Origin of the sequence: Escherichia sp. WS338, from assembly GCF_046486405.1 — a bacterium.
GTDB lineage: Bacteria > Pseudomonadota > Gammaproteobacteria > Enterobacterales > Enterobacteriaceae > Escherichia > Escherichia coli.
Window position 1 is genome coordinate 42,657 of sequence record NZ_JBJQLL010000009.1, and the last position, 13,370, is coordinate 56,026.

The 13,370-nt window shown below is 52.2% G+C and carries 13 protein-coding genes; 9 read left to right on the top strand and 4 right to left on the bottom strand.

What is annotated here, in order from left to right:
- Window positions 1–136: 136 nt before the first annotated feature.
- Together puuR and puuD are read right to left on the bottom strand one after the other, a co-directional pair.
- Window positions 137–694 carry an HTH-type transcriptional regulator PuuR gene (puuR, locus tag ACJHWT_RS10430; RefSeq protein WP_001278727.1) on the bottom strand — a complete coding sequence of 186 codons (558 nt, stop codon included), beginning with the start codon at window positions 692–694 and terminating at the stop codon, window positions 137–139.
- Between the two features lie 26 nt (window positions 695–720).
- Window positions 721–1,485, bottom strand: coding sequence for a gamma-glutamyl-gamma-aminobutyrate hydrolase (puuD, locus tag ACJHWT_RS10435; RefSeq protein ID WP_001307158.1), 765 nt, complete (start codon window positions 1,483–1,485; stop codon window positions 721–723).
- Window positions 1,486–1,696: 211 nt separating this feature from the next.
- Here puuD and puuA point away from each other — a divergent pair, with 211 nt between their 5' ends.
- From puuA to sapF, 9 genes are all read left to right on the top strand, one after another.
- Window positions 1,697–3,115: a glutamate-putrescine ligase gene (puuA, locus tag ACJHWT_RS10440; protein WP_001296746.1), complete on the top strand. Its 1,419-nt coding sequence runs from the start codon at window positions 1,697–1,699 to the stop codon at window positions 3,113–3,115.
- Window positions 3,116–3,263: 148 nt separating this feature from the next.
- Window positions 3,264–3,428, top strand: a complete 165-nt coding sequence (locus ACJHWT_RS10445; protein WP_120795382.1) for a protein YmjE — start codon at window positions 3,264–3,266, stop codon at window positions 3,426–3,428.
- Window positions 3,418–4,803 carry a putrescine/proton symporter PuuP gene (gene puuP, locus ACJHWT_RS10450; RefSeq protein ID WP_000996856.1) on the top strand — a complete coding sequence of 462 codons (1,386 nt, stop codon included), beginning with the start codon at window positions 3,418–3,420 and terminating at the stop codon, window positions 4,801–4,803. Before ACJHWT_RS10445 ends, puuP begins: the two co-directional genes overlap by 11 nt.
- A gap of 133 nt (window positions 4,804–4,936) precedes the next feature.
- Window positions 4,937–5,182 carry a YmjA family protein gene (locus ACJHWT_RS10455; protein ID WP_001015102.1) on the top strand — a complete coding sequence of 82 codons (246 nt, stop codon included), beginning with the start codon at window positions 4,937–4,939 and terminating at the stop codon, window positions 5,180–5,182.
- 312 nt (window positions 5,183–5,494) lie between these two features.
- Window positions 5,495–7,138 carry an ABC transporter substrate-binding protein SapA gene (sapA, locus tag ACJHWT_RS10460; RefSeq protein ID WP_001250221.1) on the top strand — a complete coding sequence of 548 codons (1,644 nt, stop codon included), beginning with the start codon at window positions 5,495–5,497 and terminating at the stop codon, window positions 7,136–7,138.
- Window positions 7,135–8,100 carry a putrescine export ABC transporter permease SapB gene (gene sapB, locus ACJHWT_RS10465; RefSeq protein WP_000583281.1) on the top strand — a complete coding sequence of 322 codons (966 nt, stop codon included), beginning with the start codon at window positions 7,135–7,137 and terminating at the stop codon, window positions 8,098–8,100. The genes sapA and sapB overlap by 4 nt, the downstream gene beginning before the upstream one ends.
- Window positions 8,087–8,977 (top strand): peptide ABC transporter permease SapC, encoded by an 891-nt coding sequence (gene sapC / locus ACJHWT_RS10470; RefSeq protein ID WP_001146161.1) that lies wholly within the window; start codon window positions 8,087–8,089, stop codon window positions 8,975–8,977. The genes sapB and sapC overlap by 14 nt, the downstream gene beginning before the upstream one ends.
- Window positions 8,977–9,969 carry a peptide ABC transporter ATP-binding protein SapD gene (sapD, locus tag ACJHWT_RS10475; protein WP_001128858.1) on the top strand — a complete coding sequence of 331 codons (993 nt, stop codon included), beginning with the start codon at window positions 8,977–8,979 and terminating at the stop codon, window positions 9,967–9,969. Before sapC ends, sapD begins: the two co-directional genes overlap by 1 nt.
- Before the next feature lies 1 nt (window position 9,970).
- Window positions 9,971–10,777, top strand: coding sequence for a peptide ABC transporter ATP-binding protein SapF (sapF, locus tag ACJHWT_RS10480; protein ID WP_000573407.1), 807 nt, complete (start codon window positions 9,971–9,973; stop codon window positions 10,775–10,777).
- A gap of 47 nt (window positions 10,778–10,824) precedes the next feature.
- Here the strand turns inward: sapF and ACJHWT_RS10485 are convergent, their stop codons facing one another.
- Window positions 10,825–11,988 carry a multidrug effflux MFS transporter gene (locus ACJHWT_RS10485; protein WP_000135015.1) on the bottom strand — a complete coding sequence of 388 codons (1,164 nt, stop codon included), beginning with the start codon at window positions 11,986–11,988 and terminating at the stop codon, window positions 10,825–10,827.
- Window positions 11,989–11,996: 8 nt separating this feature from the next.
- Entirely contained in the window at window positions 11,997–13,370 is a 1,374-nt protein-coding gene (locus ACJHWT_RS10490; protein WP_000946225.1) for an efflux transporter outer membrane subunit, read from the bottom strand.

Consider the following 13,370-nt stretch of genomic DNA (forward strand, 5'->3'; position numbering starts at 1 on the left):
TCACGTCTATCAGATATATGCAGTTTGTGAACGTCAGGGCGCAGAGATCCCCGGGCCGTATGCCCGTTTATTTCTGGCGACATTCTTTATAGATTGCCGGGCGCATTGCGCTTACCCGGCTTACAGAACAAAAAGATTAAAACGTGGTGGGCGTATGGGCGCTGATAATTCGGCAAATACCTGCCGACGTATTACTGAAACTGTGCGGGATGCCGGTATTAATGGCATAACTTTGCCCCGCGACGAGATGATAATCCTGACCATTAATCGTCAGAACAATTTCACCTTCCAGTACAGTGCCTATTTCCTCACCCTGATGCTTAATTCTTTCCCCAGTGGTTGTGCCCGGCTGGTAAGTTTCAAAGATCATCGCCAGCGTGCGATTCGGGTTACCGTTATGAACCAGCTTCATTGACACACCCTGACTGCCCATCTCAATTAAGTCGTCCTGATTAATGACGACCTGCGGCTCATCAGGTTTTTCCGGCTCGGAAAAGAATTCCGAGAGTGACAGACCATACACCTTCAGCAGCTTTTGCAGCGTACTGATGGCAGGGCTGACTTTATCTTGTTCTATCGTACTGATAGCACTGTGAGTCAGCCCGGAGAGTTCGGCGGCACGACGTTGTGAAAGCCCCTGCTGCTGGCGGATTTCCGACAAGCGTTTTCCTGGCGCCAGTCCCTCATCACTCATATTTGCATTTCCTTAAACTGTAGTGGTCAGAGTCGCTGTTTTTCAGCGATATGGTGCTGACAAGCGGTGATAAAGCCCTCGAACAATATACGCGAAAGCGCGTACTCGCTACTGTTCCATTCCGGGTGCCACTGTACGCCCAGCGCAAAAGGATGATTGATGACGCTAACCGCCTCAACTAAGCCATCCGGCGAGCGAGCTTCAACACGCAACCGTGGGCTAACGACCTTCGCCCCTTGTCCATGCAGAGAGTTTACCCAAAAGTTGCTACATTCAGGTAACAACGCAGACAGTAATCCCCCCTCTTCAACCTGAACTTCATGCGACGGCGCATATTGCTGCTCCACCGGCAGTTCGGGATCTTCCCGATGTTCCAGCAATTCAGGCTGTTCGCACAGCTTGCGATGCAACGAACCACCGGTTGCCACCACCAGTTCCTGTAAACCCCGGCAGATGGCGAAAATGGGGATGCGCCTTTCGAGTGCGGCATTAATTAACGCCATGCTCAGAAGATCACGCCCAGGATCGGCGTCAGGCTCATCGCCGTTTTCACCATATAGGTGCGGCTGCACATTGCTGGGACTACCAGGAAGATAAATGCCATCGAGTTTCGGCAAAAGTTGTTCAAGTAATGACGGTTCCGCCAGCGCATGTGGCAGCGCAATTGGCAAGCCGCCTGCGTGGATGATGGCATTCAGGTACTTTTCTTGCAGAGTCTGGGTCGCATGACCCTTAAGCCTGTTCCTGCACATTACGACACCGATAACCGGATTGTTCATTATATTTTCCATACTCAATCTCACAAAGTGGACTAAATTATCGCCATTACTGCGCTTTAAATGACCTTTATGTTCAATATTTTTTCAATCTAGCAGTGGGTTTTCATTTTTGCAAACTCAATTTAACATTTGACAAACATTTAGTTTGCATACAGATTCGAATAGTGGTCATTATATTTTACGCTTTGATAACGAGCGGAAAACAAACCAAAGGCGAAGAATCATGGAAACCAATATCGTTGAAGTAGAGAACTTTGTTCAGCAGTCAGAAGAGAGGCGGGGTAGCGCCTTTACGCAGGAAGTGAAACGCTACCTGGAGCGCTACCCGAATACGCAATATGTTGATGTTTTACTTACCGATTTGAATGGTTGCTTCCGTGGAAAACGTATTCCTGTTTCAAGCCTGAAGAAGCTCGAGAAAGGGTGTTATTTCCCGGCCTCGGTGTTTGCAATGGATATTCTGGGCAACGTAGTAGAAGAAGCGGGCCTGGGTCAGGAAATGGGCGAGCCGGATCGTACCTGTGTTCCTGTTCTCGGTTCCTTAACCCCTTCTGCCGCCGATCCAGAGTTTATCGGTCAGATGCTCCTGACCATGGTCGATGAAGATGGCGCTCCCTTTGACGTTGAGCCGCGGAACGTTCTTAACCGCCTGTGGCAGCAGCTGCGCCAGCGCGGATTGTTCCCGGTCGTAGCGGTAGAGCTGGAGTTCTATTTACTGGATCGCCAGCGCGACGCTGAAGGATATCTGCAACCGCCCTGCGCGCCCGGCACCGATGACCGCAATACACAAAGCCAGGTTTACTCCGTTGATAACCTCAACCACTTCGCCGACGTGCTCAATGATATTGATGAGCTGGCGCAGTTACAGCTGATTCCGGCAGATGGCGCGGTCGCCGAGGCCTCGCCAGGTCAGTTTGAAATCAATCTTTACCATACCGATAACGTGCTGGAAGCTTGCGATGATGCGCTGGCACTAAAACGCCTGGTGCGTCTGATGGCAGAAAAGCATAAGATGCACGCCACTTTTATGGCGAAGCCGTATGAAGAGCACGCGGGCAGCGGGATGCATATCCATATCAGTATGCAAAATAATCGTGGCGAGAACGTGCTTTCTGACGCGGAAGGCGAAGATTCGCCGCTGCTGAAAAAGATGCTCGCCGGGATGATTGACCTGATGCCGTCATCAATGGCGTTGCTGGCACCAAACGTGAACTCGTATCGCCGCTTCCAGCCGGGGATGTATGTACCGACGCAGGCGTCGTGGGGCCATAACAACCGCACCGTCGCCCTGCGTATTCCCTGCGGCGATCGCCATAATCACCGCGTGGAATATCGCGTGGCGGGTGCCGATGCCAACCCGTATCTGGTGATGGCGGCGATTTTTGCCGGTATTTTGCATGGCCTTGATAACGAACTGCCATTACAGGAAGAAGTCGAAGGTAACGGGCTGGAACAGGAAGGCTTACCCTTCCCGATTCGCCAGAGCGATGCCCTGGGTGAGTTTATCGAGAATGATCACCTGCGCCGCTATTTAGGCGAACGCTTCTGCCATGTCTATCACGCCTGTAAAAATGATGAGCTGTTGCAGTTTGAGCGCCTCATCACAGAAACAGAAATTGAGTGGATGTTGAAAAACGCGTAATACCCCTTGCGGGGTTGTTTCATCGGCCTGAGCGGAGCCAGGCCTGACATTTGCTGGTAATCCAGACATTTCCCGGATGTCGCGTTATGGAGCGCAGGCGGCAACGGGCTTCCGTTAACGATTAAGACTGTGACGAGGAAATGAGATGATGCCGATGATTAAATCCCCGCATGGCGAGGGAGGCTGCGTATGCGCCCCTCCTGCGACTGACTGGACTCCGCCCCCTCTGCTTCCCTTGCTAAACAGGTTTGATTTCAGGTCGACACGACCGCAAACCTTATTACGCAGGGGAGGCAGCAATTATGGCTATTAATTCACCACTGAATATTGCTGCGCAACCTGGCAAAACCCGTCTGCGAAAATCACTGAAATTGTGGCAGGTGGTGATGATGGGTCTGGCCTATCTCACGCCGATGACCGTATTTGATACTTTTGGTATTGTCTCCGGCATTAGCGACGGTCACGTTCCGGCGTCCTATTTGCTGGCGCTGGCGGGCGTGCTGTTTACCGCTATCAGCTACGGCAAACTGGTTCGCCAGTTTCCGGAGGCCGGTTCGGCCTATACCTACGCGCAAAAGTCGATTAACCCGCACGTCGGATTTATGGTCGGCTGGTCATCGCTGCTGGATTATCTCTTTTTGCCGATGATCAACGTTTTGTTGGCGAAAATCTATCTCTCCGCCCTCTTCCCGGAAGTGCCGCCGTGGGTGTGGGTGGTAACCTTCGTTGCCATTTTAACCGCCGCGAATCTGAAGAGCGTCAACCTGGTCGCTAACTTCAATACCTTGTTTGTACTGGTGCAAATCTCCATCATGGTGGTGTTTATCTTCCTGGTTGTTCAGGGACTGCATAAAGGAGAAGGCGTTGGCACCGTCTGGTCACTTCAGCCGTTTATCAGCGAGAACGCGCACCTGATCCCAATTATTACCGGGGCGACGATTGTCTGTTTCTCCTTCCTCGGTTTCGATGCGGTGACCACGCTTTCGGAAGAGACGCCGGACGCCGCACGCGTGATCCCGAAAGCCATCTTCCTGACGGCGGTATACGGCGGCGTTATCTTTATCGCTGCGTCGTTCTTTATGCAGCTGTTCTTTCCCGATATCAGCCGCTTTAAAGACCCGGACGCCGCACTGCCTGAAATTGCGCTATACGTCGGCGGCAAGCTCTTCCAGTCGATTTTCCTCTGTACCACGTTTGTGAACACGTTAGCGTCTGGCCTGGCGTCGCACGCCAGCGTGTCGCGTCTGCTGTATGTGATGGGGCGTGACAATGTGTTTCCGGAGCGCGTGTTTGGCTATGTGCACCCGAAATGGCGGACTCCGGCACTGAACGTCATTATGGTCGGGATTGTCGCGTTGTCAGCGCTGTTCTTTGATTTAGTCACCGCGACAGCATTGATTAACTTCGGTGCTCTGGTGGCATTTACCTTCGTAAATCTGTCGGTGTTTAATCATTTCTGGCGGCGTAAAGGAATGAATAAAAGCTGGAAGGATCACTTCCACTATTTGCTGATGCCGCTGGTTGGCGCGCTGACGGTGGGTGTGTTGTGGGTTAACCTCGAGTCAACGTCACTGACACTCGGTCTGGTATGGGCTTCGTTAGGCGGCGCATATTTGTGGTATCTGATCCGCCGCTATCGCAAAGTGCCGTTGTATGATGGTGACAGAACGCCGGTGAGCGAAACGTAATAGTCGGATGCGCGGCGCATTATCCTGCCTGAGGGTAATGCACCGCGCCATTAACTATAAAAAGATGTATGACCCGGATCACGAGTGCTATCATCCGCCCTTATGCTTAGCGCATTAACCCCAGGGGCAAATAATGAACCACGATATCCCGCTAAAATATTTTGATATTGCCGATGAGTACGCGACCGAATGCGCAGAGCCTGTCGCAGACGCTGAACGCACACCGCTGGCCCTCTACTTCCAGTTACTGCTCACCCGTTTGATGAACAATGAAGAGATCAGCGAAGAAGCCCAACATGAAATGGCTGCTGAAGCGGGGATTAATCCCGTACGCATTGATGAGATCGCAGAGTTTTTGAATCAATGGGGTAATGAGTAATTATTTCATTGCAGACTCTCGGTCAGTATCGTTGTCCGGATAAAGCGTTCACGCCGCATCCGGCTAACAATGACACGCACTGCAGCGTGCCTCAATGGGTTTCTCACGATCGTACCGCTCTGCTCCTCGCTAAGTTGTTCTGTGAGTTATAGTTATAGAGAAATCACGGGTACGAATGTTGAACAGATGGCGACGTCATCTGTTCAACGACCAACCACACGGCCCTCATTACGACCCCTGAACACAAACGGTAATGGCAAATGTCATTAAATATTAGTAAGATAGCCTCTTTACATAAAATCCATTAATATTATGCGCCAGGTATTATCGTCTCTTTTGGTGATTGCTGGACTTGTGAGTGGTCAGGCAATCGCCGCGCCTGAATCCCCCCCGCATGCTGATATCCGCGACAGCGGTTTTGTCTATTGCGTCAGCGGGCAAGTCAACACCTTTAACCCATCCAAAGCGAGCAGTGGGTTAATTGTCGATACCCTTGCCGCCCAGTTTTATGATCGACTGCTGGATGTCGATCCCTATACCTATCGCCTGATGCCGGAACTTGCCGAAAGCTGGGAAGTACTCGACAACGGCGCGACCTATCGCTTCCACCTGCGTCGCGATGTTCCGTTTCAAAAAACCGACTGGTTTACTCCCACTCGTAAAATGAATGCCGACGATGTGGTGTTTACCTTCCAGCGAATTTTTGACCGCAACAACCCGTGGCATAACGTCAACGGCAGCAACTTCCCCTACTTCGACAGCCTGCAATTTGCCGATAACGTGAAAAGCGTCCGTAAACTGGATAATCATACCGTTGAGTTCCGTCTGGCTCAGCCGGATGCTTCTTTTTTGTGGCACCTCGCAACCCATTATGCTTCGGTCATGTCGGCAGAATATGCCCGGAAGTTAGAGAAAGAAGATCGCCAGGAGCAACTCGACCGTCAGCCGGTCGGCACTGGACCGTATCAGTTGTCGGAATACCGCGCCGGGCAATATATTCGCTTACAACGTCATGATGATTTCTGGCGTGGTAAGCCGTTGATGCCACAAGTGGTGGTGGATTTAGGCTCTGGCGGTACAGGACGATTGTCGAAACTCCTGACCGGGGAGTGCGACGTTCTGGCCTGGCCTGCTGCCAGTCAGCTATCCATTTTGCGTGACGACCCACGCTTGCGTTTAACGCTGCGCCCGGGGATGAACGTCGCCTATCTGGCGTTTAACACCGCTAAACCGCCGCTAAATAACCCCGCTGTCCGCCATGCGCTGGCACTGGCGATTAATAACCAGCGCCTGATGCAATCCATCTATTATGGTACGGCTGAAACGGCGGCCTCTATTTTACCGCGCGCCTCGTGGGCCTATGACAACGAGGCTAAAATTACTGAATACAATCCGGCAAAATCGCGCGAACAGTTGAAGGCGTTGGGGCTGGAAAACTTAACGCTGAAACTGTGGGTGCCAACACGTTCGCAGGCGTGGAACCCCAGTCCGCTGAAAACCGCCGAACTGATTCAGGCGGATATGGCACAGGTTGGCGTAAAAGTGGTGATTGTGCCGGTAGAAGGTCGTTTTCAGGAGGCGCGGTTGATGGATATGAGCCATGATCTGACGTTATCCGGTTGGGCGACGGACAGTAACGACCCGGACAGTTTCTTCCGTCCGTTACTGAGCTGCGCGGCAATTCATTCACAGACCAACCTCGCCCACTGGTGCGATCCGAAATTCGACAGCGTGTTGCGTAAGGCGCTCTCCTCGCAGCAGCTGGCGGCGCGTATTGAAGCCTATGACGAAGCGCAAAGTATTCTGGCGCAGGAATTACCTATTCTGCCGCTGGCGTCGTCATTGCGTTTGCAGGCCTATCGGTACGATATCAAAGGTCTGGTACTTAGCCCGTTTGGTAACGCCTCCTTTGCTGGGGTGTATCGCGAGAAACAGGATGAGGTGAAAAAGCCATGATTATCTTCACCTTACGCCGCATTTTGTTATTGATTGTCACCTTGTTCCTGCTGACCTTCGTTGGCTTCAGCTTGAGCTATTTCACCCCACATGCGCCGTTACAAGGCGCGTCACTGTGGAATGCCTGGGTGTTCTGGTTTAATGGCCTGATCCACTGGGATTTTGGTGTTTCCAGCATTAACGGTCAACCGATTGCCGAACAGTTAAAAGAGGTCTTCCCGGCGACGATGGAACTGTGCATCCTCGCCTTCGGTTTTGCGCTGATTGTTGGCATCCCCGTGGGAATGATTGCCGGGATTACGCGCCATAAGTGGCAGGATAACTTGATCAACGCCATCGCCTTACTGGGCTTTTCAATCCCGGTGTTCTGGCTGGCGCTTCTGCTGACGCTGTTTTGTTCACTCACGCTAGGTTGGTTGCCCGTTTCTGGGCGTTTCGATTTGCTCTACGAAGTGAAACCGATTACCGGTTTTGCGTTGATTGATGCCTGGCTTTCGGACTCACCGTGGCGGGATGAAATGGTCATGAGCGCAATCCGCCATATGATATTACCCGTGATCACCCTGTCGGTTGCGCCAACAACTGAAGTGATCCGACTGATGCGTATTAGCACTATCGAAGTGTATGACCAGAACTATGTTAAAGCAGCGGCGACCCGCGGTTTGTCGCGCTTTACTATTTTGCGTCGCCACGTTCTGCATAACGCGTTACCTCCGGTTATTCCTCGCCTGGGCTTACAGTTTTCTACCATGCTGACGCTGGCGATGATCACCGAAATGGTTTTTAGCTGGCCGGGTTTAGGGCGCTGGTTAATTAACGCCATCCGCCAGCAGGATTACGCAGCCATTTCCGCCGGAGTGATGGTGTGTGGCTCACTGGTCATTATTGTTAACGTGATTTCTGATATTTTGGGTGCCATGGCTAACCCTCTGAAACATAAGGAATGGTATGCCTTACGATAGCGTATACAGCGAAAAGCGCCCGCCGGGCACGCTGCGTACCGCCTGGCGCAAATTTTATAGTGACGCCTCTGCGATGGTCGGCCTGTACGGCTGCGCGGGGCTGGCTGTACTGTGTATTTTTGGCGGCTGGTTTGCGCCTTACGGCATCGACCAGCAATTTCTCGGTTACCAATTATTGCCGCCGTCATGGTCGCGCTATGGCGAAGTTTCTTTCTTCCTGGGGACTGACGACCTCGGACGCGATGTTTTAAGCCGTTTACTGAGCGGAGCTGCGCCAACCGTAGGTGGCGCATTTGTGGTGACGCTTGCCGCGACGATCTGCGGCCTGATACTGGGCACCTTCGCCGGCGCGACGCACGGCCTACGCTCAGCGGTGCTTAACCATATTCTGGATACCTTACTGGCGATCCCTTCCCTACTGCTGGCAATTATCGTTGTAGCGTTTGCCGGACCGAGTTTGTCTCACGCCATGTTTGCCGTCTGGCTGGCGCTGCTGCCTCGTATGGTACGTTCGATTTACAGCATGGTGCATGACGAACTGGAAAAAGAGTACGTTATCGCCGCCCGTCTGGATGGCGCATCAACGCTGAATATTCTCTGGTTTGCTGTGATGCCCAACATCACCGCCGGGCTGGTCACCGAGATCACCCGCGCACTGTCGATGGCAATTCTCGATATCGCCGCGCTGGGCTTTCTCGATCTCGGCGCACAACTCCCCTCGCCTGAATGGGGAGCGATGCTCGGTGATGCGCTGGAACTGATTTATGTCGCCCCGTGGACTGTCATGCTGCCAGGTGCGGCAATTATGATTAGCGTGCTGTTGGTTAACCTCCTTGGCGACGGTGTCCGTCGTGCAATTATTGCGGGGGTGGAATAATGCCATTACTCGATATTCGTAACCTGACCATTGAATTTAAAACCGGTGATGAGTGGGTTAAAGCCGTCGACCGCGTAAGTATGACCTTAACCGAAGGTGAAATCCGCGGTCTTGTTGGCGAATCCGGTTCCGGCAAAAGTTTGATTGCTAAAGCGATTTGTGGGGTGAATAAAGATAACTGGCGTGTTACTGCTGACCGTATGCGTTTTGATGATATCGATTTGCTGCGTCTCTCCGCACGCGAACGGCGCAAGCTGGTTGGTCACAACGTGTCGATGATTTTCCAGGAACCACAGTCGTGTCTTGACCCTTCAGAACGTGTGGGTCGCCAGTTGATGCAAAACATCCCTGCCTGGACCTATAAAGGCCGTTGGTGGCAGCGTTTTGGCTGGCGCAAACGCCGTGCCATTGAACTGCTGCACCGCGTGGGGATTAAAGATCACAAAGATGCGATGCGCAGTTTTCCCTATGAGTTGACCGAAGGTGAATGTCAGAAAGTGATGATAGCCATTGCACTGGCGAATCAACCGCGTCTGCTAATTGCTGACGAACCGACCAACTCAATGGAGCCAACAACCCAGGCGCAAATCTTTCGCCTGCTGACGCGTCTCAACCAAAACAGTAATACCACTATTTTGCTTATCAGCCATGACTTACAAATGCTTAGCCAATGGGCGGATAAAATTAACGTGCTTTACTGCGGTCAAACGGTGGAAACCGCGCCGAGTAAGGAGTTGGTGACGATGCCACACCATCCTTATACCCAGGCGCTGATCCGCGCGATACCAGACTTCGGCAGCGCGATGCCGCATAAAAGTCGCCTCAATACGCTGCCCGGCGCTATCCCGCTGCTGGAACAGTTACCGATTGGTTGTCGTCTGGGGCCACGTTGCCCGTATGCACAACGAGAATGCATTGTGACGCCACGTTTGACGGGGGCGAAAAATCATCTCTATGCCTGTCATTTCCCACTGAACATGGAGAAAGAGTGAGATGATCGAAACGCTACTTGAAGTGCGCAATTTAAGTAAAACGTTCCGCTACCGGACCGGCTGGTTTCGTCGTCAGACCGTAGAAGCGGTAAAACCCTTGAGCTTTACGCTACGTGAAGGCCAGACACTGGCGATTATCGGCGAGAATGGTTCGGGTAAATCCACGCTGGCAAAAATGCTGGCGGGAATGATAGAACCTACCAGCGGCGAGTTATTGATTGACGATCATCCGCTGCATTTTGGCGATTATTCCTTCCGCAGTCAGCGTATTCGCATGATTTTTCAGGATCCTTCGACCTCGTTGAATCCCCGTCAACGTATCTCGCAAATTCTGGATTTTCCACTGCGCCTGAACACCGACCTGGAACCGGAACAGCGTCGCAAACAGATTATTGAAACGATGCGTATGGTTGGGCTGCTACCGGATCACGTCAGTTACTATCCGCATATGTTAGCACCCGGGCAAAAACAGCGTCTGGGTCTGGCGCGCGCGCTGATATTGCGCCCAAAAGTCATTATTGCCGATGAAGCCCTCGCCTCACTGGATATGTCGATGCGTTCGCAGTTGATTAATCTGATGCTGGAGTTACAGGAAAAACAGGGCATTTCGTATATTTATGTTACCCAGCATATCGGAATGATGAAGCACATTAGCGACCAGGTGCTGGTGATGCATCAGGGTGAGGTTGTCGAGCGAGGCAGCACCGCAGATGTGCTGGCATCGCCGCTGCATGAACTCACCAAACGGCTGATCGCCGGTCATTTTGGCGAGGCATTGACGGCGGATGCGTGGCGTAAGGACCGTTAGTGTTTTGCACCTCATCCTGACAGGCCCCCCTCAGGATGAGGTGTTCATTACTTTTGGTTGTCGATTCTGGTGAGAGCAACCAGCAATGCCAGCGTATAACACACCGTAATTGCCAGACTCATTTTTAACAGTGTTTCTCCGCCAATTCCCGACAATGGCGCGGCTATACCGCCGAAGACAAACATGCTCATCCCCATCAACGCAGACGCCGTTCCAGATTCCTGCGTCCCTACTGCACTCATAGCCTCTGCCCCGCCAACAGTGCCGATGCCGCTACAAAATGCGATGGTGAAAAATAATGCCACCAGTGCCGGAATGGGCAATTGTATCCATGCGCATAAGACCGTGAGCAATGCACACAAAATTGCCGCTATCAGGCCACCTCGCAACAATGTCATCGCGTTAATCCGTCGCGCCAGGCGCGAGAAGATCCATGAAGCAATGATAAGTCCGATGCCGTTAAGGCCAAACACCAGGCTAAATTGCATTGGACTAAAGCCAAATTCCTTCTGCAACACGAACGACGAAGAGCCGATATATGCAAACAAACCAGCCAGCATAAAACTTTGAATCAGGCAAAAGCGTATAAAACGGCGGTTCTGCACCACGCTTCGTCCGGTTAATAGCAATGATGAGCCCCTTTTATTTTCTGGCAAGGTCTCATTAATAAATAACAGGCAGCCCAGCAACAGTACGGTGCTAATTTCAGCCATTACCCAGAATAAAGTGCGCCAGTCAAAAGTGCTAACAATGTACCCGCCCAGCACTGGCGACAACACCGGTGCCAGGCCATTCACCGTCATTAACAGCGCAAAAAACTGGGTCAACGTTACTCCCTGATATTTGTCACGAGCAATAGAACGAGAGAGCACCGAACCACCCGCCCCCGCGATCCCTTGAATAAAACGCCAGACCACCAGCCAGTAAATATTGTTCGTTGTCGCGCATAAAATGGAAGAAACAATAAACAATAGCAACGACAAGATTAACGGACGTTTACGCCCTATTTTGTCGCTCAGAGGGCCAAATAACAGTTGTCCGACGCCAAGACCAATCAGTGATGCGGTCAGGGTTAATTGCGTTATGGTCGTGGTTGCCGCCAGTTGCTCAGACATCTCCGGCAAAGCCGGCAAATAAAGATCGGTACACATCGGGCCGATACCGGCTAAAAGACCAAGAATCAATGCCCATGAAAGAGAGACTCTAGCCATATTATTCCTTACTTGAGTGATGACATGCCGCCGCCCAGCGACTGCCAGAGCGTGATTCGGTTTGTAAAATCAGTCAGTTGCAGTGCCAGCAGCTCCTGCTGTGCGCTCCACAAGCTGCGCTGCGCCGTCAACACGGTCAGGTAATCACCAACACCCGCCTGATAGCGACGCAAGCCAACATCGACCGTTTGTTGTTCAGCTTTAACATACTGGCGCTGTGCATCCAGTTGCTCTTCAAGCGTGTTCCGCCGCGCCAGTGCGTTAGCGACATCTTTAAATGCGCTCTGAACGGTTTTTTCATAGGTGGCAATGAGTCCACGCTTTTGTGCTTCTGCGTAACGAAGCTGCGCCAGATTACTTCCGCCAGTAAACAGCGGTAATGTGACCGATGGCGCAAATGACCAGATCTGCATTCCGTGGCTGAACAACGACGACAACGCGTCACTGCCAACACCGGCACTGGCAGTCAGCGAAATCGTCGGGAAAAAGTTAGCCCGCGCCGCGCCAATATCTGCATTGGCGCTCTTCAAATTATGTTCCGCTTCCTGGATATCCGGGCGACGCAGCAGAACATCAGATGATACTCCCGCAGGAACCAGACTTATCATTTGTTCCGGCAGGCTTTCCAGTGTTCCCGGTAGCAGATTTTCCGCAAGCGTTGTACCTGCCAGTAAGTTCAGCGCATTTTTATCCTGCATCACTTGTGTCTGATAGCTGGCAACGCTGGCGCGCGCTTGCTGATAAACACTCATCGCCTCACTGACATCTGTCGCTGCCGCCGTGCCAACCTGTTGCTGGCGCTGGATAATTTTCAATGAGTTTTCTGCACTGGCCATCGTTTCTTTTGCCAGGGCCAGGTTGCTGTTATCGGCCGCCAGTGTCAGCCAGGCGGTGCTGATTTCAGCAATCAGCGTTAAACGAGTGTTCTGGGCTGTAAATTCACTGGCAAGCCAGGTTTCCCGCGCCGCCCGAGATAAACTCTGATTACGACCAAACAGATCTAACGTATAACTGGACACCGTGCCGTCAGCCTCGGCAGTTGTTCCCGTACCATTCGCCAGCGAACGACTGCGAGTCGAACTTAAGGCCGCATTCACCGTCGGAAATAACGACGCATTAGTTTGCCCATAGAGCGCCCGTGCTGAGTCAATATCAGCAATCGCTTTTTGCACATCGCGGTTACTGTTCAGTGCAATGGTTACTACCTGCTGCAATCGGGGATCGTGGATCACCTGCTGCCAGTCATGGCTGATTGCCTTCCCCTGGCCCTGTGCTCCCGGCAAGGTCGCCGGGATTGGGGATTCAGGCGTACTGTAGTGAGGATCGAGCGAGACACATCCCGCACTCAACAACACCAGAAAAATAAGAGAACGACGCAACAT

Bases quoted from the DNA above. Each gene is read 5' to 3' on its own strand.
- ACJHWT_RS10485 (WP_000135015.1), bottom strand. From the start codon at position 11,988: ATGGCTAGAGTCTCTCTTTCATGGGCATTGATTCTTGGTCTTTTAGCC.
- ACJHWT_RS10445 (WP_120795382.1), top strand. From the start codon at position 3,264: ATGCCGATGATTAAATCCCCGCATGGCGAGGGAGGCTGCGTATGCGCC.
- puuR (WP_001278727.1), bottom strand. From the start codon at position 694: ATGAGTGATGAGGGACTGGCGCCAGGAAAACGCTTGTCGGAAATCCGC.
- sapD (WP_001128858.1), top strand. From the start codon at position 8,977: ATGCCATTACTCGATATTCGTAACCTGACCATTGAATTTAAAACCGGT.
- sapB (WP_000583281.1), top strand. From the start codon at position 7,135: ATGATTATCTTCACCTTACGCCGCATTTTGTTATTGATTGTCACCTTG.
- puuD (WP_001307158.1), bottom strand. From the start codon at position 1,485: ATGGAAAATATAATGAACAATCCGGTTATCGGTGTCGTAATGTGCAGG.
- sapA (WP_001250221.1), top strand. From the start codon at position 5,495: ATGCGCCAGGTATTATCGTCTCTTTTGGTGATTGCTGGACTTGTGAGT.
- ACJHWT_RS10455 (WP_001015102.1), top strand. From the start codon at position 4,937: ATGAACCACGATATCCCGCTAAAATATTTTGATATTGCCGATGAGTAC.
- puuP (WP_000996856.1), top strand. From the start codon at position 3,418: ATGGCTATTAATTCACCACTGAATATTGCTGCGCAACCTGGCAAAACC.
- sapC (WP_001146161.1), top strand. From the start codon at position 8,087: ATGCCTTACGATAGCGTATACAGCGAAAAGCGCCCGCCGGGCACGCTG.
- ACJHWT_RS10490 (WP_000946225.1), bottom strand. From the start codon at position 13,370: ATGTTGCGTCGTTCTCTTATTTTTCTGGTGTTGTTGAGTGCGGGATGT.
- puuA (WP_001296746.1), top strand. From the start codon at position 1,697: ATGGAAACCAATATCGTTGAAGTAGAGAACTTTGTTCAGCAGTCAGAA.
- sapF (WP_000573407.1), top strand. From the start codon at position 9,971: ATGATCGAAACGCTACTTGAAGTGCGCAATTTAAGTAAAACGTTCCGC.